Source organism: Shinella sp. AETb1-6 (assembly GCF_009826875.1).
GTDB classification, from domain to species: domain Bacteria; phylum Pseudomonadota; class Alphaproteobacteria; order Rhizobiales; family Rhizobiaceae; genus Shinella; species Shinella sumterensis.
Window position 1 is genome coordinate 23,572 of sequence record NZ_WUMM01000011.1, and the last position, 24,028, is coordinate 47,599.

Here is a 24,028-nt window from a genome sequence, read left to right on the forward strand (position 1 = left end):
ACCTGGCGCCCCAACTTTTTGAATCCCCTGAGGTTCCATGAAACGGCGCGGTAATTTCTATTTTTTGACTTGCGGAACCATGCGACAGGCAGGGTGTTCCAATAGGGCCTGATCTCAGGCTCCAACGAGGAACAAGATCATGAAAAAACTTCTCCTAGCCGCCGCCTTGGTGGGCGCATCGACCTTTGGCGCCTTCGCTCAGACGTCAACCACCCCGACAACCGATGGCGACACGCCGGCTGTTGCGACGCCCGACACCAAGAATGCGACTGCTCCGGTCGAAGGCGCGAACAGCTTCACGGAGGACCAGGCGCGGGAACGCATTACCGCAGCCGGCTATGCCGATGTCACCGGCCTCATGCTGGATGACAAGGGTGTCTGGCAGGCCAAGGCGACGAAGGACGGCAAGGCCATGAGCGTCGCGCTCGACTATCAGGGCAACATCGTCGCCAACTAAACTCAGCTTTCAGGAGATTCCTATGAAAACCGTTACAGGACTTTTCGACGATTATTCCGATGCAAGCGCTGCCGTCAGCGCCCTGGAGGCACGCGGCGTGCCGTCCAGCGATATCAGCATCGTTTCCAACAATGCGGACGAACGTCATAACAAGGAAACCAATGCCGCCGAAGGCGCGGGGACAGGTGCAGGCATCGGTGCCGCCGTCGGCGGCGTCGGCGGCCTTCTCACGGGGCTCGGCATCATGGCCATTCCCGGCGTCGGGCCCGTGGTTGCTGCCGGTTGGCTTGCCGCTACCGCGGCGGGCGCAGTAGCAGGCGCCGTAGCCGGTGGCGCCGCGGGTGGGCTGATCGGCGCGCTGACCGAATCCGGCGTCTCCGAAGACGATGCGCACGTCTATGCGGAGGGGGTTCGCCGCGGCGGGACGCTCGTGACGGCGAAGGTTGACGAAAGCCTCCAGGCGGAGGCCGAAGCCATCCTTCGCAAGTCGAACTGGGTTGATCCCGGCCAGCGGCGCGCGGTCTATGCCAACGAGGGCTGGACCCGGTTCGATGACACCCTCGACCCCTACGGGCCGGCGGAAGTCGAACAGGAGCGCCTGCGCTATAGGCGTTGAACCATCTCGGAAAAGGGCGGCAATCGCCGGCTTTTTTACGTCGGGTGGATGATTGATACTCGAAGGACGTAGCGCCCGCTTCGAACATTGGCGATTGGCAATCAATCTTGCGATCAGGAAATGTTAGGTCGACCCACGTCCATGCCAGCTCCATCGCGTGCCAATGCCTTCTCGATCTCGCCCGGCGACACCTGAAGGAATTGGCGCCTGGCCATAGCGACCGAGATCGCGGGAATTTCAAGATGGGTCGCCACCCTCCGATACGCCGTGAAGCTCAGGCCTTCTATCAACTCCTCGTCAACGACAAGGCGATACGTGCCCGCTTCCAGAGGCTCCGAAAGGGACTCCAGATGAAATGGATGCGTGAATGTGATTTCGGTTTCTGTGGTTCTTTCGGTCATCTTGAGCACCACCTTTCCGCCGTCATTGCGCTGAAAACCATCAAAGCCATCGCTCGATCAGGATGTAGACGATTAATGCAAAGCTAGCCGCGGGTAAGGCGTAACCGGCTAACGTCGCGAAATCGTGTTTCTTCGGTAGATGAAATAGGGAAGACATGATGTCCTCCTCGCTTAGGGCCAGGGTAACAAACCCTCAAACAGCAGCGCCCGTAAAATGGCTGCTGGAATAATTACAGTGAACCCATTTCCCTACTTTAGCAACAAATGGTTTCTGTGTTTTAGAGATTCAGCTCATTGTCCTTTTGTAATATTTAATAAGATATGCCGATTGCACTTGTTTTCGACATAATTATTATCTACACCTTGATCGTCAGCATTGCTTATGAGCGCTAGAAAAGCTCTGCCGCTCGCAATTGCTGCCATCGCTTCATGCTTTTGACCACGGATGTACTGGCACTGGTAGACAAGCGATGATGAGGAAGGTCGGTGCGGTTTCGCCCCGGCCTTTTTTGTTGGTTGCTTCTGCAAGTGCCAGGAGGATGGGAGATTCAAATTGTTCCTGAGGGCCAACAGGTTCTGAATATTTAGAGGAGCGACGTGATCGTCTCAGTACGGCGCATTTTCAATTGCCGACAAGTCGTTTTGGAGCTGAAGTTTCGCGAGCGGTAACACGGCAAGGAGGACGAACCCTTCTTGCCGGTAGGAAACGGATGCCTCCCCAAAGGCTTGCAGGCTAGAAACGATGAGGCGCGAACCAAAACCCTTGCGGTCCGGTTCGAAATTGACAATGCGCGGGCCATTTAACTCCCGCCAGCACACGATGAGTGTCTCCATTCCATCGCGGTGCTCTAGGTCCCAAGAGATCTCGACATGCCCCTCTTCGTTTGACAGGGCTCCATACTTTGAAGCGTTCGTCAGAAGCTCGTGAAAAACCATTGCAAACGATAGAGCGGCCTGGGGGCCGAGCCGAACATCAGGCCCGTCTGCCCTGATACGGGCGCTCCCCTCCATCCCGATGTTCATGCTGGCGGCCGTCACGAGATCTGCAAGCGTTGCGCTTACCCAGTCCCTCTGCAACAGGATTTCATGGGCTTTAGCATAGGCTGCAATACGCAACTGAAGCTTGTCGGTTGCATCGTCCAGCGAAACGGCATTCCGCAGGGACTGCGTCACGATCGCCTGGACGACGGACAGCGTGTTCTTCATACGGTGAGCCAACTCGTGCATGAGGAGGCGCTCACGCTCGACCCGCTCACGTTCTCCGGTCCTGTCACGAAGGATTTTGATGAAGCCGATGGTCTTGTCGTCGGGCGCCCGCAACGCCATCATCTCGCCGGAGGCCCAGAACATCGTGCCGTCGGCGCGCAGATGCCATCGCTCGTCGCTGCCTCGGCCGCGGTTAAGGGCGGCGGTCATCTCCTTCTGCGGAATACCATTTTCCCTGTCTTCCTGCGTGAAGAAGACCGTGGCCGGCTTCCCGATCATGTCCTCGGCTTCCCAGCCCAATATCTTTACGGCACCTTCGTTCCAGCTCGTCACGAGGCCGTCGAGGTCCATGGATATGATGGCGTAATCGATCGCGCTTTGCACGATCGCTTCAAGGAAGCGCTCTCGTGAGGAAATCGGTTCGTCATAGCCTGCGATCTTCATGAATGTGTCTCGAACTCGGCCCTGCACGTTATGCCACGGATCATATCGCTTGCGCAGCCACATATATGCATGCGGAGTGTGGCTGAAATCTAGGGGCGATTCATCCCTTTGAAGCACGCGATGATCTCGTCGAAGCCGAATGGTTTTGAAAAGAACTTTGCCGCAGGCGGTAAATCCGTGCTCATCGGCTGTATCCGGCCCGACGCCACGACGATCCCGGCATCGGGAAAACGCTCGAAAACTCTATGGGCGAGATCGAGGCCCGTTAGCTTGCCTGGCAACTGGATGTCTGTGAAAAGCAGATGGATCGTCTGCTCGTTTATGATCTCGATAGCATGCTCTGCCGAGCCGGTATCTAGAACATCGAAGCCCGCCTCTTGCAGCGCGTCAACCAATGTCAAGCGGATCAGCACTTCGTCTTCGACGACCAGAACTTTGCGCACGATATTCTCCTGCCAATGCTCACCAACCCCTGGAACCGCGCAACGTTCCGTCTTTGACCAAGGCCACCGTCATTGGCGCCCGTGGCAAAGTCATCGATTCTGAACAGTACTTCGTCTTCTCATCCGTAGACCGCCTCCTTTGGCGCGCTGCGAGCACGAAACGACCGCAATTGAAGACTTGCCAATGCGAGGTATTGGGCGCAAGGTTCGTATTCCAGCAGCCATTGACAAGGGCGCTGCTGTTTGAGGGGTGGTTACCCTGGCCCTGAAAATGAAGGAGGACTCGATGTCTTCCGCTTTCCGCCACAAACAGCAGCAATATGTATCGGACGCCGCGAGCGGCTATTTGTTTTTTGCAGTCAGCCTGGTGATGATCCTCGTCCTCCTCATGGAGGGTTGGCTGTGGTGATCCTCATCTTCAAAGGTCCCGATACTCCGGGAGCGCATCGCCGAACCGTCCTCCGACAGATTCTCAAAAACGCCGACTACGAGACACGCAGCCTTGCGCAAGGGCAGGGGACCAGCAGCGAAGACGCGGCAAATCTAATCCGCTTGATCAATTCGGCAACGATCGATGCTGGGGACTATCCTCTATCCCGTAAGGCGCGCGCGCAAGAGCAGCGCGCCAGCGTCGAGATTTGGGAAAACGAAGGCGGTTCCACCGCTGGGTGGCCACGATGCCCGATCGCCTGACAGCGATGCTCGTCGCCTTGGTTTTGGCGATCGGCTTTGTTTGGGGCTACCGCCCGGACCAAAGCCGATATGATCGGCTTCACCCCTCTCAATCGCGTCAACCAGCATCGGTGCAGTAATATCCTTCATCAGGACAGATGCCCATGGAAGACGCAAGAGCTGATATAGCCGAGCGTGTAAGGAACATTATCACTGGACAGTTGGCCGTCGAGATAACGAGGGTTGTCGATGATGCTTCGATTATCGATGACTTGGGTGCTGATTCCCTGGAAATGGTCCAGATCGTAATGCTCATCGAGGACGAGTTTGGAATCGCCATTCCCGACCAGCCAGCCGAAGAATTCCTGACGGTTAAGGATGCCATCGACTTCGTCGTTGCAGCACAGTCGTGACAGATAAGCGGACGCCCGGATGACGATCAGTCGTTACGGGATGAAGGAGTTGACGGATGACAGCGAACAGCGAACGGTTTTTCAAGCCGACAAAGACTACTGCAGATAAAAAGGCGTCGGAGACCAACTCGGTCGCCTGGAGGATCATCGACCAGGAGGCAGCAACGCGGGAAAAGAAGACCGAGAAGTTGCGCGCGCTCCGCCTGGCGAAAGAGGTGATCAATCCTGCGCCCTTGCCGAAGTTGAAGCGAAAGTAGCAACGGAGGCAGGTGTGGTTGGAGGATGCATGACAGGAACGGCTGCCTGCTTGAAATTCACGAATTACTCCAACCGAAAGCCGAAGGCGAAAACGCCCTCGGCTTCGCATCTTGTGAATTCAGTGCTCGTCAGGACAATGTGCGCCCGCAATCGAAGGTGACCTTGCTGAGAAGATCCGCCGGCACCTGGATATCGGCCATTGCGGCGGCGACGAGTTCGTCCCGCTTTGCACGGTTTTCGTATCCCTTGACGGTTGCCAGATCGGTGCTCGCGGCCGTGGCTATGCGGCCGGCCGTCGCGGAGCATATGCCCGCAAGGGTCTCTACCCGCGCGGTTCTCACCGCCTCGGCGCGTGCGCTGGTGGTCGAAACCCATCCCGCATTGAAGGCGATGAGCGGCGCAGCCACGAGGCCGAGAACGAAACCCACCATGTAGGGTTTTGCTTTTTCCATGTTCAGACTGAATGACATGACTTTACTCCCTATAATCGATGATTATCGAGATCGATAAGGGCCCGCGCTCGGACCTGGAGCCAATGGCAATCCGGACAGTTTCAGTGTGCGCCTCAACGCGCAGAAAGCAAATGAATTTAAATTTTTTTCTTTGAAGTCCCTCATTGTTTTCCGGTCGCAAAACAAAAACACATGATTTCAATTTTTGTGATATGATGAATGCAATCGAAAAACACATGAACTCATGGGTTGTCGATGAGAATTTACAGTCGTGAGTTACATCCTTTATTTGAGTTTTTGGAATTTTGTGCAGCCTGCATCAGGTTTTTGGATGAAATTCTTTATTAAACAGCGCCGGCGGGACTATTCCGGTGCTCATGGCGGCTTTTCGTATCGAAGAAGCAGCCGTTCACCGCGAGGAACGTTCCATGAGTCTCAGTTTTCCAAACCAAAGCCGAAGCTATGAAGAGGCCGGCAAGCGTATCCGTTTCATTGGTCATGACGGCATGTTCGAGATTCCGTTCTTCGCGGGGGCTGACCTATTCCCGGGAGTGCTATCCGAAGCCGGTTATCTCAGGGCTTTCGACGATGCCCGCGTCTCTGTCTACAAGGCGGCGCGGCGCGCCTATTCCGCTGGCCGAAAGCCGGTTTACGTCCTGACGCGTGCCGATTTCGGCTGAGAGCGCCGCTCCCGGACGAAGCTTCGGCGCCCCACATCCCCAACACGATTGCCGGGTTTCGCCCGGCCGGCTGCCTGGCCGCATCTGGGCAAAGGAATGATTATGGCCAGAGGCCAAGAGCGTGGCGTGCAAGACATCGGCAATTCGGAAACCGCCGTTGCCGAAAGGACCCACCATCCTGAGGTGGGCTCCAAGTCGGCGCCGGAGCCGCAAGTAGTTACGGACGGGAAAGGCGAGGGCAACAGTCCGTCGTCCGGATTCGGTTTCCGCCGGGCACCGGGCATGCCATGGAACGATCCCATGCCCGTGCGGGAGGAACTGTTCGGCATCGAACGGCTCGAGCAGCACGCCGCGACCCTTGCGCTTGCCCAACCGGTAACGAAGCGGCCGCCGTCCGTCCAGTCGCTGCACAAGCGCCTTAAGAGCAACGCGGCGGTCCTGCTTGCCGCCTACCGTGCCAGCGCCCTGGAGGTGGAGAACGAGCGCGGCGTCGTGCCGGCGGCCGAATGGCTGCTGGACAACTACCATCTGGTCGAGGAGCAAATCCGCGAGATACATGACGACCTGCCGCCCAACTATTACAGGCAGCTGCCAAAACTCGCCGAGGGGCCGTTCGCCGGATATCCGCGCGTCTTCGGCATTGCCTGGGCCTTCGTCGCGCACACCGACAGCCATTTCGATCCAGAGACGCTCGTCCGCTTCATCGCCGCCTATCAGAAGGTCCAGCCTCTGACGATCGGCGAATTGTGGGCTGTGGCGATCACCCTGCGCATCGTGCTCGTCGAGAACCTGCGCAGGCTTGCCGACCAGATCACCGCCGGGCGCCGCATGCGTGCCGAGGCGGATGCGCTGGCCGACCGGCTATTGGCGAACGAGGGTCGCGGCAGCGCGCTTGAAAAGGTCTCCGCCGACCCCCTACCCGAGCTCTTCGCGGCCCAGCTTGCCAAACGGCTGCGCGACCAGGACCCCAGCACGACACCGGCGCATGGCTGGCTGGAGGCGCGGCTGGCGAGGCAGGACAGTTCGGTTGACGCTGTGGTGCGGCATGCCCAGCAGCGCCAGGGCGCGTCGAATGTCACGATCAGGAACATCATCACCAGCATGCGGCTGATCAGCGATGTCGACTGGGCCGATCTTTTTGAAAAGGTCAGCCTCGTCGATGCGCGCCTTTCGGCCGACGGCAGCTTCGCCCGCATGGATTTTGCCACGCGCAACCTCTATCGCAGCGCCATCGAAGACCTCGCCCGCGGCTCGGACCTGTCGGAACTCGACATTGCAGGGCAGGCGGTGGAAGCGGCACGGGCGGCACCGGTCACGGGCGACACCGCCTCGCAGGCCGAACGTGTCGGGGATCCGGGCTACCATCTGATCGCGGAAGGGCGGCCGGCCTTCGAGCGCACGATCGGGTTCCGCCCGCCCAAGCATCTGATCGCTCTGAGGCTGGCGGCGCGCACAGGCATTGCCGGCTATGTCGGGGCGATCGGCCTCATGACGGCGATGCTTGTGGCGATGGCGCTATGGCTGCTGTCCATCGCCGGTCTTTCCGTATCCGGCATGGCCGTCTTCGCCGTGCTGGCGCTGCTGCCGGCGAGCGATATAGCGACGGCGCTCGTCAACCGCTTCGTGAACTGGAGCCATGGCGCGACCCGCCTTCCGGGTCTCGAACTCGCGCAGGGTGTCCCATCGTCGTCACGCACGCTGGTCGTCGTGCCGACGCTCCTGAGCAATCGTGCCGACCTGCTGGAGCAGATCGAGCGGCTGGAGGTCCATCATCTCTCGGGCGCTGGCGGCGACCTGAGTTTTGCCCTGCTGACCGACGGGAAGGATGCCTCGCAGGAGACCGTCGAGGGCGATGGTGCGCTTCTCGCGCTCGCTGTCGAGGCCATGGCCGACCTCAATCACCGGCACGGGCCGGGTCCTTCTGGCGACCGCTTCCTGCTTTTGCACCGCAAGCGCCGGTTCAATGCCGGCGAGACCCTCTGGATGGGCTGGGAGCGCAAGCGCGGCAAGCTGCACGAGCTCAACCGCCTGCTGCGCGGCGCCACTGACACCAGCTTCATGGCGCTCGGCGGAAAGTCGCCGTCCGTCCCGCCGGACGTGCGCTATGTCATCACCCTCGACGCGGATACGAAACTGCCGCGCGACACGGTCCTGCGGCTGATCGGCAAGATGGCGCATCCTCTCAACCGGCCGCGCTTCGATATCGGGCAGCAGCGGGTCGTCGATGGTTATGCGATCATCCAGCCGCGTGTCACCCCGTCGCTTCCCATCGGCCGCGAAGGCTCGCTCTACCAGCGGGTCTTTTCCGCGCCCGGCGGCATGGATCCCTATGCGGCGGCCGTTTCCGACGTCTATCAGGATCTGTTCGGTGAGGGTTCCTATACCGGCAAGGGCATTTATGACGTCGATGCCTTCGAGGCGGCGCTGGCCGGGCGCATACCGGAGAATACCCTTCTCAGCCACGACCTTTTCGAGGGCACGTTCGCGCGGGCGGGGCTTGCCTCCGATGTCGAGGTGGTCGACGATTTTCCGTCGCGCTACGACGTCGCCGCCCGGCGCCAGCACCGCTGGACGCGCGGCGACTGGCAGCTGCTGCCCTGGATATTCGGACGGCGGGCGCTTCCCGCACTCGGCCGCTGGAAAATGCTGGACAATCTGCGCCGTACCCTCATTGCACCATCGATATTCGCGGCGCTCGTAGCCTGTTGCGCGATGCCGTTGCAGGCGGGCGTGACAGGTGCGTTGCTCATCGCGGCCTGCATCGCGTTTCCCGCTTTCCTGCCGGTAGCCTTCGCCATCCTGCCGCGCCGCAGCGGCCTGCAACTGAGCAGCCATGCCGTCAGGCTTGTCGGCGACATCAAGCTCGCCGCTATGCAAGCGGCGCTCGGCCTGTCCTTCCTACCCGATCAGGCCTGGCGCAATTGCGATGCCGTGCTCAGAACCGCTGGCCGGCTGCTGATGACGCGGAGGAAACTCTTGGAGTGGACGACCGCCGCGACATCTGGAAACCGGATGCGGCTGACGCTTGCCGGCTTCTACCGTGACATGGCCGGCGGCACCGTCGTCGCGCTGGTCCTTCTTGCCGCTGCCGTCGCGTTATCGCCGGTCGCCTGGGCTTTGGCGCTGTTGTTGGCACTCCTCTGGTCGGCTGCGCCCGCCATCGCGCTCTGGGTCAGCCGATCGCCGACGGCACGGCCGGGCCGGGCGCTTTCGGATGCTGATGCGGTGGAACTCCGGCTCGTTGCGCGGCGCACATGGCGGTTCTTCGAAACCTTCGTCACGTCGCTGGAAAACATGCTGCCACCGGACAATTTCCAGGAAACCCCGCTGCCCGCCATCGCCCACCGGACCTCGCCGACCAATATCGGCCTCTATCTTCTCTCGACGGTCGCTGCGCGCGACTTTGGCTGGGTGGGAACGCTTGAAGCGCTTGAACGGCTGGAAGCGACCTTTTCGACGCTCAAGCGGCTCGACCGGTTCAACGGGCATTTCTTCAACTGGTACGATACACGCGATCTCAGAACCCTCGCTCCCGCCTATGTCTCCTCCGTCGATAGCGGCAATCTCGCCGGCCACCTGATCGCGTTGGCGAATGCCTGCGAGGAGTGGGCCGGGACGCCGCCGGCGGAAGACGGGGAGGGTTTCGGTGATACGCTGGCGCTCGCCCGCATGGCTCTCGGCGAGACGGCCGGCAATCCCGGTGCCAGCCTGACAGCCATTCTCGACGAGGCTGAAGCCCTCGTGCGTGGCCCCCAATCCATCGAGGCCGCAACACCGGCATTGACACGGCTTCTTGACAAGGCCTTGAAACTGGCCGAGCAGGCAGCACCTGCCGATGACGGCACGGCCGCCGATCTTACGTTCTGGATAGGCGCGCTCGCCCGATCCGTCACACAGGCCGCGCGCGACCGGCAGGTCTTCCGCGACGATGCCGCCTCCGTGAAAGCCCGGCTTCAGGCGTTTGCGGACACAGCCCGCACCATGGCGCTCGACATGGATTTCGCCTTCCTGTTCGATCCCGACAGGAAGCTCCTGTCCATCGGCTATTCGCTCGCCGACAACGGGCTCGACCCGAACTGCTACGACCTTCTCGCTTCGGAAGCCCGGCTTGCGAGCTTCTTCGCCATCGCAAAGGGCGATATCAGCACGCGCCATTGGTTCCGTCTCGGTCGGGCGGCGACGCCGCTCGGCAGCGGCTCGGCGCTGATCTCCTGGTCGGGCTCGATGTTCGAATATCTCATGCCGTCGCTCGTGATGCGCGCGCCGGCGGGAAGCCTGCTCGACGACACGAACAGGCTGATCGTCGCGAGGCAGGAGGCCTATGGGCGGTCGCGGCACGTGCCCTGGGGCATATCGGAATCCGCCTTCAATGCGCGCGATATAGAGTTCACTTATCAATATTCCAACTTCGGCGTGCCGGGGCTCGGCCTCAAGCGCGGGCTGTCAGGCAACATGGTCGTCGCCCCCTATGCCACCGGCCTTGCCGCCATGGTCGATCCCCATGCCGCGCTCGACAACTACCGGCATCTCGAATCCCTCGGCGCGCGCGGCGTTCACGGTTTCTACGAGGCGCTGGATTTCACCCGCGCCCGCCTGCCCGAAGATGCCCGCGTCGAGATCATCCGCAGCTACATGGCCCACCATCAGGGCATGACCATCGTTGCCATTGCCGTCCTCCTGCAGGACGGGCGCATGCGGGCGCGGTTCCACCGCGAGCCGATGATCATGGCCAGCGAGCTTCTGCTGTCGGAGCGCATGCCGCGCGACGTGGCGATTGCCCGCCCGCGCGCCGAGGAGGTCAAGGCATCCGCAGGAATTTCACTGAACCCGGCGCCGTCGGTGCGCCGGCTGGCGCTGCCCGTCGCCGGCGCGCCGGTCACGCATCTCCTGTCCAACGGGCGCTATGCGGTGATGCTGACGGCCTCGGGCGGCGGCTACAGCCGCTGGCGCGATATCGCCGTCACGCGCTGGCGCGAGGATGCGACCCGCGACGATTGCGGCGCCTTCATCTTTCTCAGGGACATGCAGACTGGCACAGTCTTTTCACTCACCCCCCTGGCAACGGGCGACAGGGCCGAGGCCTCGGTGGTCTTCGGCGAGGATCACGCGCAATACATTCGCCATGACGAGACGCTGACGACGGAGATGGATGTCATCGTCTCCGGCGAAGATGACGGCGAGGTGCGCCGGATCTGCCTCACCAATAGCGGGCGACGAGTGCGCGAGATCGAGCTGACCTCTTATGCCGAACTGGTGCTTGCCACGCCGGCGACCGACAACGCGCATCCCGCTTTCGCCAAGATGTTCGTCGAGACCGAGTATTTGCCGGAGTACGGCGCGCTCATCGCCACGCGGCGCCGCCGCGCGCCTTCGGAGGCCGAGATCTGGGCCGCCCATTTCGCGGTGTTCGAGGGCGATGCGGTTGCCGATTCGCAATACGAATCCGATCGCGCCCGTTTCCTCGGGCGCGGCCGTTCCATCGCCACCGCCGCGGCCATCCACGACGGGCAGGCGCTGTCCAACACCGCGGGAACCGTTCTCGATCCGATCTTCGCGCTGCGCCGCAGCGTGCGGGTGCTTCCCGGCAAGGTGGCGCGCGTCGCCTTCTGGACGGTCGTCGCCAGCTCGCGGGAAGAGCTCCTCGAACGGATCGACAAGCACCACGACAGGAGCGCCTTCGAGCGGGCGAAGACGCTTGCCTGGACCCAGGCGCAGGTGCAGCTTCACCATCTCGACATGGATCTGGAGGAGGCGGCCGACTTCCAGCGTCTTGCCGCGCCCATCCTCTATGCCGACGCGCGGTTTCGTCCCGCCTCGAATGCCATTCTCGCCGGCGCCGGGCCGCAATCCGGCCTCTGGCCTTACGGCATCTCGGGCGACCTGCCGATCGTGCTGCTGCGCATCGAGGATGCCGAAGACCTTCCGCAGCTGCGCCAGATGCTGCGCGCGCACGAATACTGGCGCATCAAGCGGCTCGCCGTCGATCTGGTGATCGTCAACGAGCGCGCTGCCTCCTATGTGCAGGATCTGCAGAACGCCGTCGAGGCCGCCGTGCGCTCCAGCCAGTCCCGCCCGCGTTTCGGCGACATGCCGGCGCAGGGCGCGGTGCACGTGCTGCGCGCCGATTTCCTGAACCAGGAGACGAAAAACCTCCTGAACGCCACCGCGCGCGTCGTGCTGTCGGCCCATCGTGGCTTGATCGCCGATCAGTTGGCGAGCCTTTCCTCCAGCAGCGAGCGCCCAGCGCCTCTACCGCCGCGCTTTCCGTCGAAGCCCTCGGCCGAGATGGTCGCGCTACCGAAGGACCTGGAGTTTTTCAATGGGCTGGGCGGGTTCGACAGGAACGGCACGGAATATGTGACCGTGCTGGAAAACGGCGCGACGACCCCGATGCCCTGGATCAACGTCATCGCCAATCCCGCCTTCGGTTTCCAGGTGTCGAGCGACGGCAGCGCCTATAGCTGGGCGGAAAACAGCCGTGAAAACCAGATCACGCAATGGTCCAACGACCCGGTCGGCGACCCCTCCGGTGAGGCCCTGTATATCCGCGACGAGGAGACACTCGACCTCTGGAGCCCCACACCCCAGCCGATCCGAGATTCCGGACGGTATGTGGCGCGCCACGGCTTCGGTTACAGCCGTTTCGCGCATCGGGCGCACGGGATCGAAAGCGACCTGCTCTCCTATGTGCCGCTTGCCGATCCCATCCGCATTTCGCGGTTGACGCTGACCAACCATTCGTCGCTGCCGCGCCGCCTGTCGGTCACGAGCTATGCCGAATGGGTGCTCGGCACCCTGCGCGGTGCAAGTGCGCCGTTCATCGCAACATCCCTGGACGCTGAGACGAGGGCGGTCTTCGCCTGCAATCGATCGGCCATGGGTTTTCCCGGTCGCATCGCCTTTACCGATCTCGGCGGACGGCAGACCGCATGGACCGCCGACCGCACGGAATTCCTCGGGCGGGGCGGCAGCTCCGCGCGACCGGCGGCGCTCGCAAGGAGAATGCCGCTCGGCGCCAAGGTCGGTGCAGGCCTCGATCCTTGCGCTGCGCTGCAATGCACGATCGAACTCAATCCGGGCGAAAGCATCGAACTCGTCTCCTTTCTCGGCGAGGCCGCTTCGGCGGAGGAGGCCTGCGCGCTGATCACTCGCTACCGCGCCGCCGATCTCGGCGCGGTTCTTACCGACGTGACGACGCATTGGCAGACGCTTCTGCAGACCGTGCAGGTCAGGACGCCGGACCGGGCGATGGATATCATGCTGAACGGCTGGCTGCTCTACCAGACGCTCGCCTGCCGCATCTGGGCGCGCTCGGCCTTCTACCAGGCCAGCGGCGCCTATGGCTTCCGCGATCAGTTGCAGGACGGCATGGCGCTGGCCTTCGCCCTACCGGAGGAGACGCGGGCGCACATCCTGCGCGCCGCCGGGCGGCAGTTTGCCGAAGGCGACATGCAGCATTGGTGGCTGCCCCATTCGGGCGCGGGTGTTCGCACGCGGATTTCCGACGACCGCGTCTGGCTCGCCTTCGCCGCCGCGACCTATGCCGGAATGGCCGGCGACGCGGCGATCCTCGATGAGGCCATCCCGTTCCTGGATGGACCGGTCCTCGCCGAGGGAGAACACGATGCCTTCTTCCAGCCGACGCCCTCCGGCGAGACGGCCTCTCTCTTCGAGCATTGCGCCCGCGGCCTCGACCAAGCCGTCGCGCTCACCGGCCGGCATGGCCTGCCCTTGATGGGCACCGGCGACTGGAACGACGGCATGAACCGGGTGGGCGAGGGTGGCGAGGGGGAAAGCGTCTGGCTCGGCTGGCTGCTGATCCGCACGATCGAGCTGTTCGCGCTGCTTGCCGAGGGACGCGACCCCGAACGCGCCGCGCGCTGGAAGGCGCATGCGGAGACGCTCAAGGCTTCCATTGAACAGGAAACCTGGGACGGGGCCTGGTATCGGCGTGCCACCTTCGATGACGGCTCATGGCTGGGATCGAAAGACAATGACGAATGCCGGATCGACAGCATCGCCCAGTCCTGGGCGGTCCTGTCCGGCGCTGCCGATCCCGCCCGCGCCGCCGCCGCCATGGCGTCGCTGGAGCGCCACCTGATCCGCAGGGAGGACGGGCTTGCGCTTCTCTTCACGCCGCCTTTCGACGCAACCCCGCGTGATCCGGGCTATGTCAAGGGCTATCCGCCGGGCCTGCGCGAGAACGGCGGCCAGTACAGCCACGCCGCCATGTGGGCGATCCTCGCCTTCGCCCGGCTGGGGGAGGGCGACAAGGCGCACGGTCTCTTCGCGCTCCTCAACCCGATCAACCATGCGGGCACGCCGGAGGCGGCGCTGCGCTACAAGGTCGAGCCCTATGTGGTGGCCGCCGACGTCTATTCGGTCGCGCCGCATATCGGGCGCGGCGGCTGGACATGGTACACCGGCTCCGCCGCCTGGATGTACCGTGCCGGCATCGAGGGCATCCTCGGCCTGCGCCGGCAAGGCGGAGTGCTCGTGATGGAACCCTGCCTGCCGGCATCATGGCCGCAGGTCGAGGTGACGGTCAAATTGGGAGACACTTGCTACAATATCGAGGTCAGACGGGCTTCCGATCGACCACCCTCTGCGACGTTGGACGGCTCTTCATTGCCCCACGCCGGCGGCCCGATACGTTTGCCCGTGGATGGTGACAGGCATGTTCTGGTGCTGGTTGAATGAGCTGTCGATGAAGCTCGAAAGTCGCGTCCGCCTAGAATTTATCACGGTACAAACGGCGAACTTGGTGTTCGAGGCTGGATTGCCCGGCTCGCTAGCGCAGGCCGGGCATAGGGAACGATGTGGCTCAATACCAGCGCCCACGGCCATAAAAGCCGCCGCCCAAGAGAACGACGGCACGGAGGATGATAACAAGGGTGGTGATGTCCATGACAGGCTCCGGTGAGTGCTCGTGATCGTCTTGCCGTAGGTGGCATGTGCGGACGGCACTTCACTTCACCTCAACGCTCCATGACCGCCCTTGTTCCAGAGCAAACCCGCCGTGTTGCCGCTGTTTGCCACAGCGCCTGAAAAGGCGCAAAATCGATTGCAGGCGGCGGACGTCCATCGCCCCGCTTTCCATGGCAGCCATGCCGGGAGGTCGAAATGATTTTGCGGGATATGACAAGGGCGGAATGCGAGGCCACGCTCTCGACGAACTCCATCGGCCATCTGGGATGTATCTCCGGCAACCGGCCCTATGTCGTGCCGATCCGCTACGTCTATCAGAAACACGTCTTCTACAGTTTTTCACTGCCGGGAAAGAAGATCGACAGCCTTCGCTTCAATCCGCGCGTCTGCGTGCAGGTCGAACAGCTGGTGACCTCGGAGGAATGGAAAAGCGTCCTTCTGGAGGGCCTCTATCGGGAATTGCCTAACGACGAAAAGGACCATGGCGAACATATGCGCGCCTGGCAGCTCCTGCAGGAGCGCGGCAACTGGTGGGAACCGGGCGCCTACAAGCCTGAAGGGGTTGCGCATCCGGATGCGCAAACGCGGCCGGTCTTCTATCGCGTGGAGATCGACACATTGTCGGGGCGGCAAGCAACGATGGCCTGACGGCAGGCGGGGGTATTCATGTGAGCGAGCCTCAAGGTCTCGGCGCTCGGCTCGTCGTCTCGATTTGACAACTGCGGCGCCTGCGCCAGATTTCTGCTTGCATCGGTTCGGGGGAGATCAAGTCGCCATGCGCAGTCATGCCCGGCGAATAGGCTCATCCGTCAGAAGGATGATCGGCGGCGAGACGCGCGGCCATACAAGCCCGGTTTCGTCAATGCGCAGCTTCTGGGGCCTGATGCGCGCCTACTGGTTTTCCGAAAGCTGGCGCGAGGCCTGGGGACTGACATGCGCCATCCTTGTGCTGACGGCATTGTCCGCCCAGGCCAGCGTCTGGTTCGCTGTCACCTCGGGCGAACTGATCAACCGGATCGCCAATTTCCACCATCCGACCACACCCACCACGCCCACGGCCCTGTTGACAACAGCGGCAACGCTTGCCGCGATCGCGATCATGAAGGATGTGTGTTTCACGGCAGTCCGCCATTTCTTTTCGACCACGCTCCACCGCAAGTGGCGCGGATGGCTCGACCGACGCTTCAACGAAGCCCTGCTCGATACCAACCACACGCATTTCCATCTTCAGCAATTCGGATCCGACGCGGCCGGATCGGCTACCCCCGCGCCTGACAATGTCGATCAACGCGTCCAGGAATCGATCAAAGGCATGACCGGGGGCGCAATCGGGCTCGCGATGGGCATTGCCGGCGTCGTGCTGTCCCTTGGCTTCGTCGGCAGCAAGCTCATCGAGATGTCGAGCCATGTCAGAGGACTTGCGTTCCTGGGCAGCTATGGTAGCGCGTGCCTGGCCTTTGCGGCGGTCTCGATTTACGTGTCGCTCAACACCGTCGTTGCCGCCAAGCTCGGCGGGATCCTCCAGCGCCTGTCGGTGCGTATGCAATGGGCCGAGGGCAGCTACCGCGCCGAATTGAACACCCTGCTGCATCGCAGCTTCCATGTTGCCGTCCTCCATGGCGAAAGGGCCCAGAAGATCGTCAATGCGCGCCGGTATCTCGACATCGACAAAACCTGGGCCAGCCTGAACCGGGTGACTGCCGGCTATTTAGGGTTCGAGCTCGTCCACAATTTCATCGGCTCGCGGATCGTCGCCTATGCGCCGGGCCTGCTTCCCTACATGGACAACAAGGTCAGCCTGCAGCATTATGTTACGGGTGCCGAGCTGGCCAATGCACTCATCAACGAGTGCTCGTGGTTCATCCACGTCATGCCCGACATTGCGACACTCAGGGCGAATGCCCGCCGCATAACCGATCTCGCGGAGGCGATCGAAACCGTTCAGCGGCCTGAGGCTTTCTATTCGCAAACCGGCTTGTACGAATTCCAGTATACCAAGCAGGAACCCGCGCTCGGCCTCGCTCTTCGGCAGATCGAACTTCTGCATGCGGGCGCCGATCTTCCTTTTCTGGCCGCCGCCGATCTACGGTTCCTGCCGGGCGAGTGGACCTTGGTCGTTGGCGAGTCGGGGAGCGGGAAGACCTCGCTTCTCAAGGCGATCAACGGTCTATGGGCGCATGGTCGCGGCACGATCGCAATGCCGAGGCATGTCAGGACCCTGTATGCCGCCCAGGACGTCAAGCTTCAGGCCGTATCCTTGAAGGATCTCGTCTGTCTTCCGGACTCGTCCGAGGATTACCCGGATACGCGTGTCGCGGTGGCGTTGCACGAGGCGGGGCTCGGCGAACTCATCGACGAACTCCTGAAGGATGGCCGCGACGGCCAAAGCTGGGACCTGCTACTGTCCGGAGGCCAAAAGCAGAAGCTCGTCCTTGCCAGAATCCTTTTGCTCCGGCCCGGCCTCCTGTTTCTCGACGAGGCAACGAGCGCACTCGATACCCAGGCCGTATACACCTTCCATCAGGCGATCAGGGATCATTGCCCGGAGGCGACGGTGATCGCCGTCATGCACGACGTTTCGCCCATGCGATCCGCGAGCGGCGCAGATTTCTTCGACAGCGTGCTCGCCGTCGAAAACGGCAAGGCGGAAAAAACACCCATCGCGGCGTGGCGTCAGGCGTCGGCAGGGTGACGGCGGTCGGGCCGGTTCAAATTTTCAACGCCCGATGCCGTTTTTGATCGGTCCGATTGGGTGATTCCAAATGGAACCTCTTCCACCCTTGTTGGGTTTCTCCTCGTTAGATCGGGCGCTACTGGCATTCCTCCGGCACTCCCGAACGGGAGAATGTCATGAGAACGATGTTGATTGCGATCGGCCTGGTGTCTGCTCTGGGCGGGTCGGCTTTCGCAGCCGAGCCCGCCAAGATGGTCGACACCAAGATGGGCAAGGCTTTGGCCGACGAAAAGGGGATGATCCTTTACACCTTCGACAAGGATGCCAAAGGCAAATCCAACTGCGATGCGGATTGCCTGAAGACATGGCCGGCATTCCACGCCAGTGCGGGCGCCAAGGCGGAAGGAGAATGGTCGCTGGTCAAAGCGGCGGACGGCATGGAGATGTGGGCCTATGAAGGCAAGCCGCTCTACACATATGCCGAGGACAAGAAGGCCGGTGAAGCCAACGGCGACGGCGTCGGGGGCGTTTGGAATCTGGCCAAGTAACCAATTCACGATATCTTGAGCGGGCGGTCTTCGAAACCCAGCGACTTTGATATGGTTACCGCACCCATGTCTTTTTCAGGAATCTGATGCGGCGTTTGATCGGCACAACCTATAGGCGAGATAGCGCCCAGTGAAAACTAATCGTTGACGTGGTAATCTCAATACCCTATAAATGCGTCATCGATCTTTTGCTTGCCGAGCTTTGTCTACCGCGCGATTGGCACCGCGCTCTATTCGAACCTTCTCTCTCAAAAATAGTCGTATCACCGTCCGCGAAGCATCGCTTCCGCGGACCCTAACTCTATGCTTTGAAAGGGTTCATCATGACCACTGGCACAGTAAAATGGTTTAATTCCACCAAAGGCTTCGGCTTCATCCAGCCCGATAACGGCGGCGCTGACGCGTTCGTTCACATCTCGGCCGTCGAACGCGCCGGAATGCGCGAACTCGTCGAAGGCCAGAAGATCGGCTTCGAGCTCGAGCGCGACAACAAGTCGGGCAAGATGTCGGCGACCAATCTGCAGTCGGCATAATTGAGATTCGCTTCCCTTTGACCACGGATGTACTGGCACTGCCGGAAGCTATTTCATCGAGGCCAGGCGTTTTGCCTGGCCTTTTTCGTTTCGGTTGCTAACCGAATTCATTGAGGTTCCATGACAGAAGCACACAGCAAGTCCCGCCAGCAGGCGGAGATCGCCTTCAGCAACGAGCAGACGCAGTTCTTTGCCAAAAACAACGCGGTGGAAGAGCTGGATTCCGTTGCTCAGGCGCGGGATGCCAAGACCTTCAGGCTGCGAGAGGCGCGCCTTGCCAAGGAGTTGGCCGACCGCATGTCGGCGACATCCAATCTCATCGCCAAACGCGCCAAGTCGTGCTGATCGCTACGCCACTCACTATCGGGATAAGAATGAAGAACGCCAGAAACAACGAAGTCGCCGACCGCCGCTCCTCATCCGCTGAGGCCAAAGCCGCTCTGCTCAATGCCTACCGTGCGGCAAAGACCGCGGCAGAACCTGCCAGGATCGCAAGACAGGCGGAACGCACAGCCATTACTTGATGGCGAGGATGTCGAAGTTGTGGACGTTAGCGACCACACCGTCGTCCCACCCGCCAGCGACCAACTCCGCTGCCCGTTCGTTCAGCAGCCCGGCGACTTGACCGGCAAAGTGTGCTTCACGGCCAGCATTGTTGGTGAAGATGTCGAAGATTGCGAAGGATGTTTCGTCAATCTGCAGCGCCGCCCAGAACAATGTGCCGGGTGTGTTTCGGCATGGAATAAGGGCTCTGACTCACTTTTGATGAAATCCGGGCGTCGGCTGGCGTTGATTTTGCAAAAGGAATCAGCGCCATGGTTCATTCGCTTCGCGCCTCCGCACTCGTACCCCGAGGCTTTGTCATCGACGAGACAGCTTCTGCCGGCGACGCGATAATACTCGCTGTCCGATCGGCGGATATGTTCAGCCGTTGTCCAGGCTGCGGAACAAGATCGGAGCGGATACACAGTCGTTATCATCGACGCCTGTCGGATCTTCCCATCGCGGGAAAGTCCGTGCGATTGGTTATTGCCGCACGCCGGTTCTACTGCGACGCAGTGCTGTGTGGCCGAAGGATCTTTACCGAGCGCTTCGAGGCAGATGTCCTGGCGCCGTGGGCGCGGCGTACTGCGCGGCTTGATCATATCGTCCATCATCTCGGACTTGCTTTGGGTGGGCGACCGGCGGCGAGTATCGCCCGCAGACTGATGGTGCCGGTCAGCAACCACACCTTGTTGCGTGTCGTCCGACGGCGCGGCATCCCACGTTTCGTTCCGCCGACGGTGATCGGCATCGACGACTGGGCGTGGCGGCGCAACCAGCGCTACGGGACGATCATCTGCGATCTCGAACGGCGCAAAACCATTGCACTTCTGCCGGACCGAGAGCCGGCAACCGCTCAGGCCTGGCTTTCGGATCAGCAACAGATCAGCATTGTCGCCCGCGCCCGCGGCGGCGCCTACGCCCTTGCTGCAGCCAAGGCGCTACCGGAGGCAACCCAAGTAGCCGATCGGTGGCACTTGATGGAAAACGCCAGTCGGGCATTCCTCGACGCCGTCCGCAAATCCATGCGACAAATCAGAACAGCGATTGGGTCCGCAACGATCAATCCGGACCTGTTGACGGCCGCTGAGCGGATCCAATATCAGGGATATCTTCATCGAGAAGATACAAACGCCGCGATTGTGGACTTGGCAAAGTCCGGTGTTGCAATCAAAGAAATCGTTCGTCGCACCGGGCACAGTCGTGGCCTCGTCAGGCGGGTGCTACGCGGGCAGCGATCCGACGTGTTCCGGGTGCGAGAGCACTCGCTTGAAGTTTATCTGCCATGGCTCGACGCCCAGTGGGGTGCCGGTCACCGCAATGGCACGCAGTTGTGGCGAGAGCTGACGCGCCAGGGATTCCACGGCTGCCTTCGCGTCGTAACCGAATGGGCGACGCGTCGAAGAAGGGCGGAAAAGATGGACTGCGAGGCCTTGAGCCGTACGCCGTCGGCACGGGCTGTCGCACGCCTCATGACACTTGGTCGCGACGATCTCTCAAAGTCTCAGACCGTTACGGTCGCGGCGATTGAAGGCGGTGTGCCGCAACTCGTCGAAGCGCGGGAAGTCGTGGCCGCTTTCCAAGCCATGATCCGCAAGAAATCTCTCGCCGATCTGGAACCGTGGTTGGAACGCGCCCGATCAAGCTTGGTCGAGGCCTTCGCCAATGGTGTCGCCAAAGACCGGGCAGCCGTGAGTGCCGCGATCAGTTCGCCGTGGTCAAATGGACAGACAGAGGGGCAGATTACCAAGCTCAAGCTTGTAAAACGCCAGATGTACGGCCGAGGGAAAATCGACCTCCTTCAGGCTCGCGTCATCGGCGCCGGATAGCCTCTGACCACCAAAATTGCGTCAGAGCCCCGTTTCGATGCCGATTGACAGCGTAATCATTGCAGATGTACGAGCTTCACCGGCGATCGCACCGCGCGCCCGGATGGTAACAACGTCATTCGCGAAGCGTAGATGGCGGGTGATGAAGCCGTGGGGTATGTGTTGGTGCAACGCTTGCGGCTTCTACCGATGAAACGGCCGCTCCGTCTGAAGACGGACAGACATTTCCCCTGTGACCGACAGGAAGTTTTCCAGGGCGGCACTCTTGCCTTTCTCCCGCCAGATGAGCCCGGTCTCGATTTCGGGGACGTTTCCGGCAAGCGGCAGATAGGCGGCGCCTACCCGCTGAAGACGTGTCATCGATTCAGGAACCAATGCTACGCCGAGCCCGGATGCGACCAGACCGATGATCGTCTGCATCTGAATTGCCTCCTGGAAGACGGAGAACGGTGCGCCGTGGGCGTAGAAATAGGCCGAGACCAGATCATGGAACACGGGCGCCGACGACCGCGGAAAGAGGATGAGGGGGGCCGAGAAGAAGATGTCCGGCTGTAGCGTTTTGCCACCGAAGCCTTCGCGACCTTCCTCAATCCATTGTCTGGGGACCGCCGCTACCAGCCTTTCCTGCAGGATCGGACGATAGGTCAGCATGCGGTGGAGCGAGGCCGGCGGCGGGGCGATGACGAAGCCGACATCGACGTCTTCCCCCAGGAGTGCCTCGATCTGCCGGTCGCTCGTCGCCTCGGTGAGCTTGATCTCGACGTCGGGATAGGCTGCACGATAGCGGCCAAGGATGGCCGGCAGCACGCTGTAATCCGCCGTGCTGACGAAGGAAATGCGCAGCCGTCCAAGCTGGCCGGCGGCGAGCTGCCGCGCCACCGCCGGAAGGGCGTCGGCCGTCTCCAGCACGCGCCGGGCATGGGCGAGCCATTCCGCGCCCACGGCCGTCAGCCGCACGGAACGCCTGGTGCGCTCGAAGAGCCGGATGCCGAGGTCGCGCTCCAGCGCCTGGATCGACTGGCTGAGCGGAGGTTGCGTCATGTGCAACCGTTCGGCTGCCCGGCCGAAATGCAATTCTTCTGCCACCGCCACGAACTGACGTATCTGTCTCAGGTTCAATCGCGTCTCTGATATTTTCTGCGACCTAATAATGCCTGAAAAGTATATTTCACAATCATTTCCGCCGCCACTACCTTCCTGCTGCACACAAGGAGGCGGCAATGGCTTACAACGACCGATCCAGGAACATCACGCAGGGCGTTGCCCGTTCGCCGAACCGGGCGATGTATTACGCGCTCGGCTACGAGAAGGCGGATTTCGACAAGCCGATGATCGGCATCGCCAACGGGCATTCCACCATCACGCCCTGCAATGCGGGGCTCCAGCCGCTGGCGGAGGCGGCCGCAGCGGCGATCAGGGAGGCTGGCGCAAACCCGCAGCTTTTCGGAACGCCCACCATTTCCGATGGCATGTCCATGGGCACCGAGGGCATGAAGTATTCCCTCGTCTCGCGCGAGGTGATCGCCGATTGCGTGGAAACGGTCGTGCAGGGGCAGTGGATGGACGGCGTGCTCGTGCTCGGCGGCTGCGACAAGAACATGCCGGGCGGCATGATCGGCATCCTGCGGGCGAACGTGCCGGCGATCTACGTCTATGGCGGTACGATCAGGCCCGGCCGCTGGAAGGGCGAAAGCCTCTCCGTGGTCTCGGCCTTCGAGGCCGTCGGCGCCTTCATGGCGGGCAGGATGAGCAGGGAGGATTTCGAGGGCATAGAGAAGAACGCCTGTCCGAGCACCGGTTCCTGTGGCGGCATGTACACGGCCAACACGATGAGTTCGTCCTTCGAGGCGCTCGGCATGTCGCTTCTCTATTCCTCGAACATGACCAATCCCGATCCCGAAAAGCGTGACAGCACGGCGCAATCCGCCCGCGTGCTGGTAGAGGCGGTGAAACGCGGGATCAGGCCGCGCGACATCGTCACCCGCGCCTCGATCGAGAATGCCGTGGCGCTGATCATGGCGACGGGCGGCTCGACCAATGCGGTGCTGCACTATCTTGCGATCGCCCGCGCGGCCGAGGTCGTGTGGACGCTCGACGATTTCGAGCGGGTGAGGCGGCGGGTCCCCGTCGTCTGTGACTTGAAGCCCTCCGGGCGCTACATGGCTGTCGACCTGCATCGCGCCGGCGGCGTGCCGCAGGTGCTGAAGCTCCTGCTGAATGCCGAGCTTGTCGACGGCAACTGTCTGACGGTCACCGGACGGACGCTCGGCGAGGAGCTTGCGGCCGTGCCTGACACGCCGCCGGCCGATCAGGAGGTGATCCGTCCACTCGACAGACCGCTTTACCGGGAAGGGCACCTTGCAATTCTGCGCGGGAACCTTGCGACCGGCGGCGCGGTGGCGAAGATCAGCGGCCTGAAGAGCCCGGTCATCTCCGGCCCGGCGCGTGTTTTCGACGATGAGCCGTCGGCGATGGAAGCCATCCTCTCCGACAGAATCCGGCCGGGCGACATCCTCGTGCTACGCTATCTCGGCCCGAAAGGCGGCCCCGGCATGCCGGAGATGCTCGCTCCGACCTCCGCCATAATCGGGCGCGGACTGGGCGAGAGCGTCGGATTGGTCACCGATGGCCGCTTTTCCGGCGGCACCTGGGGCATGGTCGTTGGTCATGTTACGCCAGAGGCCTTCGAGGGTGGATTGATCGCGCTTGTCGAGGAGGGAGACCGTATCACCATCGATGCGCATCGCCAGAGCCTGGAACTCGATGTCAACGAGACGGAAATCGAGCGCCGCCGGGCGTTGTGGATCCGGCCGGAGCCGCGCTACAAACGCGGCGTTCTCGCCAAGTTTGCCGCCCTGGCGGGGCCAGCAAACGAGGGGGCTGCGACTGGGTAGGTGTTGACGACGGACGGAATTGCTACTGAGATCGGCT

General features: G+C 61.8%; 21 protein-coding genes and 1 pseudogene. 16 read left to right on the forward strand and 6 right to left on the reverse strand.

From position 1 onward, the window contains the following. The first annotated feature begins 139 nt into the window (after nucleotides 1-139). Both GR158_RS18670 and GR158_RS18675 read left to right on the forward strand, forming a co-directional pair. Nucleotides 140-457 carry a PepSY domain-containing protein gene (locus GR158_RS18670; protein ID WP_119258571.1) on the forward strand — a complete coding sequence of 106 codons (318 nt, stop codon included), beginning with the start codon at nucleotides 140-142 and terminating at the stop codon, nucleotides 455-457. Nucleotides 458-479: 22 nt separating this feature from the next. Beyond that, a complete protein-coding gene (locus tag GR158_RS18675; RefSeq protein WP_119258570.1) occupies nucleotides 480-1,073 on the forward strand; it encodes a general stress protein in 594 nt (197 codons plus the stop codon). Nucleotides 1,074-1,186: 113 nt separating this feature from the next. Here the strand turns inward: GR158_RS18675 and GR158_RS18680 are convergent, their stop codons facing one another. The 3 genes from GR158_RS18680 to GR158_RS18690 form a co-directional block, all read right to left on the reverse strand. Further along, entirely contained in the window at nucleotides 1,187-1,474 is a 288-nt protein-coding gene (locus tag GR158_RS18680) for a hypothetical protein (RefSeq protein WP_119258626.1), read from the reverse strand. Between the two features lie 606 nt (nucleotides 1,475-2,080). Continuing rightward, on the reverse strand, nucleotides 2,081-3,124 hold the full coding sequence (locus tag GR158_RS18685) for a sensor histidine kinase (protein ID WP_160872147.1): 1,044 nt from the start codon (nucleotides 3,122-3,124) through the stop codon (nucleotides 2,081-2,083). Nucleotides 3,125-3,213: 89 nt separating this feature from the next. Further along, complete coding sequence (locus tag GR158_RS18690) at nucleotides 3,214-3,567, reverse strand: response regulator (RefSeq protein WP_160872148.1); 354 nt, start codon at nucleotides 3,565-3,567, stop codon at nucleotides 3,214-3,216. Nucleotides 3,568-3,853: 286 nt separating this feature from the next. Here GR158_RS18690 and GR158_RS25530 point away from each other — a divergent pair, with 286 nt between their 5' ends. From GR158_RS25530 to GR158_RS18705, 4 genes are all read left to right on the forward strand, one after another. Then, complete coding sequence (locus GR158_RS25530; protein ID WP_256365821.1) at nucleotides 3,854-3,976, forward strand: hypothetical protein; 123 nt, start codon at nucleotides 3,854-3,856, stop codon at nucleotides 3,974-3,976. Continuing rightward, nucleotides 3,970-4,260: a hypothetical protein gene (locus GR158_RS18695; protein WP_160872149.1), complete on the forward strand. Its 291-nt coding sequence runs from the start codon at nucleotides 3,970-3,972 to the stop codon at nucleotides 4,258-4,260. Before GR158_RS25530 ends, GR158_RS18695 begins: the two co-directional genes overlap by 7 nt. Nucleotides 4,261-4,403: 143 nt before the next feature. After that, on the forward strand, nucleotides 4,404-4,652 hold the full coding sequence (gene acpP, locus GR158_RS18700) for an acyl carrier protein (protein ID WP_119258566.1): 249 nt from the start codon (nucleotides 4,404-4,406) through the stop codon (nucleotides 4,650-4,652). Nucleotides 4,653-4,708: 56 nt separating this feature from the next. Further along, nucleotides 4,709-4,909, forward strand: a complete 201-nt coding sequence (locus GR158_RS18705) for a hypothetical protein (protein ID WP_119258565.1) — start codon at nucleotides 4,709-4,711, stop codon at nucleotides 4,907-4,909. 129 nt (nucleotides 4,910-5,038) lie between these two features. Here the strand turns inward: GR158_RS18705 and GR158_RS18710 are convergent, their stop codons facing one another. Beyond that, nucleotides 5,039-5,380 carry a hypothetical protein gene (locus GR158_RS18710; RefSeq protein ID WP_119258564.1) on the reverse strand — a complete coding sequence of 114 codons (342 nt, stop codon included), beginning with the start codon at nucleotides 5,378-5,380 and terminating at the stop codon, nucleotides 5,039-5,041. A 410-nt stretch (nucleotides 5,381-5,790) separates the two neighbouring features. Here GR158_RS18710 and GR158_RS18715 point away from each other — a divergent pair, with 410 nt between their 5' ends. The 8 genes and pseudogenes from GR158_RS18715 to GR158_RS25430 all read left to right on the forward strand — a co-directional run. Beyond that, complete coding sequence (locus GR158_RS18715; protein ID WP_119258563.1) at nucleotides 5,791-6,042, forward strand: DUF1488 family protein; 252 nt, start codon at nucleotides 5,791-5,793, stop codon at nucleotides 6,040-6,042. Between the two features lie 102 nt (nucleotides 6,043-6,144). Beyond that, the gene (locus GR158_RS18720; protein ID WP_246665715.1) at nucleotides 6,145-14,742 is read left to right on the forward strand and encodes a GH36-type glycosyl hydrolase domain-containing protein; all 8,598 of its coding nucleotides are present in this window, start codon (nucleotides 6,145-6,147) and stop codon (nucleotides 14,740-14,742) included. A gap of 423 nt (nucleotides 14,743-15,165) precedes the next feature. Next, nucleotides 15,166-15,618 carry a pyridoxamine 5'-phosphate oxidase family protein gene (locus tag GR158_RS18725; RefSeq protein ID WP_160872150.1) on the forward strand — a complete coding sequence of 151 codons (453 nt, stop codon included), beginning with the start codon at nucleotides 15,166-15,168 and terminating at the stop codon, nucleotides 15,616-15,618. A 214-nt stretch (nucleotides 15,619-15,832) separates the two neighbouring features. Further along, nucleotides 15,833-17,662 carry an ABC transporter ATP-binding protein/permease gene (locus GR158_RS18730; RefSeq protein WP_160872228.1) on the forward strand — a complete coding sequence of 610 codons (1,830 nt, stop codon included), beginning with the start codon at nucleotides 15,833-15,835 and terminating at the stop codon, nucleotides 17,660-17,662. A gap of 158 nt (nucleotides 17,663-17,820) precedes the next feature. Then, the gene (locus GR158_RS18735; RefSeq protein WP_160872151.1) at nucleotides 17,821-18,192 is read left to right on the forward strand and encodes a hypothetical protein; all 372 of its coding nucleotides are present in this window, start codon (nucleotides 17,821-17,823) and stop codon (nucleotides 18,190-18,192) included. Nucleotides 18,193-18,515: 323 nt separating this feature from the next. Beyond that, the gene (locus tag GR158_RS18740; protein ID WP_034806062.1) at nucleotides 18,516-18,725 is read left to right on the forward strand and encodes a cold-shock protein; all 210 of its coding nucleotides are present in this window, start codon (nucleotides 18,516-18,518) and stop codon (nucleotides 18,723-18,725) included. A 120-nt stretch (nucleotides 18,726-18,845) separates the two neighbouring features. Continuing rightward, a complete protein-coding gene (locus tag GR158_RS18745) occupies nucleotides 18,846-19,070 on the forward strand; it encodes a hypothetical protein (protein WP_160872152.1) in 225 nt (74 codons plus the stop codon). A gap of 29 nt (nucleotides 19,071-19,099) precedes the next feature. Next, a pseudogene (locus tag GR158_RS25430) lies at nucleotides 19,100-19,243 on the forward strand (DUF6481 family protein); the annotation flags it as partial. Here GR158_RS25430 and GR158_RS18750 read toward each other — a convergent pair. Then, nucleotides 19,242-19,442, reverse strand: a complete 201-nt coding sequence (locus GR158_RS18750) for a hypothetical protein (RefSeq protein ID WP_246665716.1) — start codon at nucleotides 19,440-19,442, stop codon at nucleotides 19,242-19,244. The pseudogene GR158_RS25430 and the gene GR158_RS18750 overlap by 2 nt on opposite strands. Nucleotides 19,443-19,540: 98 nt before the next feature. Between GR158_RS18750 and GR158_RS18755 the strand changes: the two genes are divergently transcribed. After that, nucleotides 19,541-21,097, forward strand: a complete 1,557-nt coding sequence (locus GR158_RS18755) for an ISL3 family transposase (protein WP_160872153.1) — start codon at nucleotides 19,541-19,543, stop codon at nucleotides 21,095-21,097. A 183-nt stretch (nucleotides 21,098-21,280) separates the two neighbouring features. Here GR158_RS18755 and GR158_RS18760 read toward each other — a convergent pair whose 3' ends face one another. Beyond that, complete coding sequence (locus tag GR158_RS18760; RefSeq protein WP_133037090.1) at nucleotides 21,281-22,216, reverse strand: LysR family transcriptional regulator; 936 nt, start codon at nucleotides 22,214-22,216, stop codon at nucleotides 21,281-21,283. Nucleotides 22,217-22,317: 101 nt separating this feature from the next. Between GR158_RS18760 and ilvD the strand changes: the two genes are divergently transcribed. Further along, nucleotides 22,318-23,991, forward strand: a complete 1,674-nt coding sequence (gene ilvD / locus GR158_RS18765) for a dihydroxy-acid dehydratase (RefSeq protein ID WP_133037085.1) — start codon at nucleotides 22,318-22,320, stop codon at nucleotides 23,989-23,991. Nucleotides 23,992-24,028 lie beyond the last annotated feature (37 nt).

Excerpts from the sequence above, each read along its gene's own strand:
- GR158_RS18740 (WP_034806062.1), top strand. The coding sequence starts at position 18,516 with ATGACCACTGGCACAGTAAAATGGTTTAATTCCACCAAAGGCTTCGGC.
- ilvD (WP_133037085.1), top strand. The coding sequence starts at position 22,318 with ATGGCTTACAACGACCGATCCAGGAACATCACGCAGGGCGTTGCCCGT.
- GR158_RS18735 (WP_160872151.1), top strand. The coding sequence starts at position 17,821 with ATGAGAACGATGTTGATTGCGATCGGCCTGGTGTCTGCTCTGGGCGGG.
- GR158_RS18680 (WP_119258626.1), bottom strand. The coding sequence starts at position 1,474 with ATGACCGAAAGAACCACAGAAACCGAAATCACATTCACGCATCCATTT.
- GR158_RS18710 (WP_119258564.1), bottom strand. The coding sequence starts at position 5,380 with ATGTCATTCAGTCTGAACATGGAAAAAGCAAAACCCTACATGGTGGGT.
- GR158_RS18755 (WP_160872153.1), top strand. The coding sequence starts at position 19,541 with ATGGTTCATTCGCTTCGCGCCTCCGCACTCGTACCCCGAGGCTTTGTC.
- GR158_RS18685 (WP_160872147.1), bottom strand. The coding sequence starts at position 3,124 with ATGAAGATCGCAGGCTATGACGAACCGATTTCCTCACGAGAGCGCTTC.
- acpP (WP_119258566.1), top strand. The coding sequence starts at position 4,404 with ATGGAAGACGCAAGAGCTGATATAGCCGAGCGTGTAAGGAACATTATC.
- GR158_RS18725 (WP_160872150.1), top strand. The coding sequence starts at position 15,166 with ATGATTTTGCGGGATATGACAAGGGCGGAATGCGAGGCCACGCTCTCG.
- GR158_RS18675 (WP_119258570.1), top strand. The coding sequence starts at position 480 with ATGAAAACCGTTACAGGACTTTTCGACGATTATTCCGATGCAAGCGCT.
- GR158_RS25530 (WP_256365821.1), top strand. The coding sequence starts at position 3,854 with ATGTCTTCCGCTTTCCGCCACAAACAGCAGCAATATGTATCGGACGCC.
- GR158_RS18715 (WP_119258563.1), top strand. The coding sequence starts at position 5,791 with ATGAGTCTCAGTTTTCCAAACCAAAGCCGAAGCTATGAAGAGGCCGGC.
- GR158_RS18745 (WP_160872152.1), top strand. The coding sequence starts at position 18,846 with ATGACAGAAGCACACAGCAAGTCCCGCCAGCAGGCGGAGATCGCCTTC.
- GR158_RS18730 (WP_160872228.1), top strand. The coding sequence starts at position 15,833 with ATGCGCAGCTTCTGGGGCCTGATGCGCGCCTACTGGTTTTCCGAAAGC.
- GR158_RS18705 (WP_119258565.1), top strand. The coding sequence starts at position 4,709 with ATGACAGCGAACAGCGAACGGTTTTTCAAGCCGACAAAGACTACTGCA.
- GR158_RS18720 (WP_246665715.1), top strand. The coding sequence starts at position 6,145 with ATGGCCAGAGGCCAAGAGCGTGGCGTGCAAGACATCGGCAATTCGGAA.
- GR158_RS18670 (WP_119258571.1), top strand. The coding sequence starts at position 140 with ATGAAAAAACTTCTCCTAGCCGCCGCCTTGGTGGGCGCATCGACCTTT.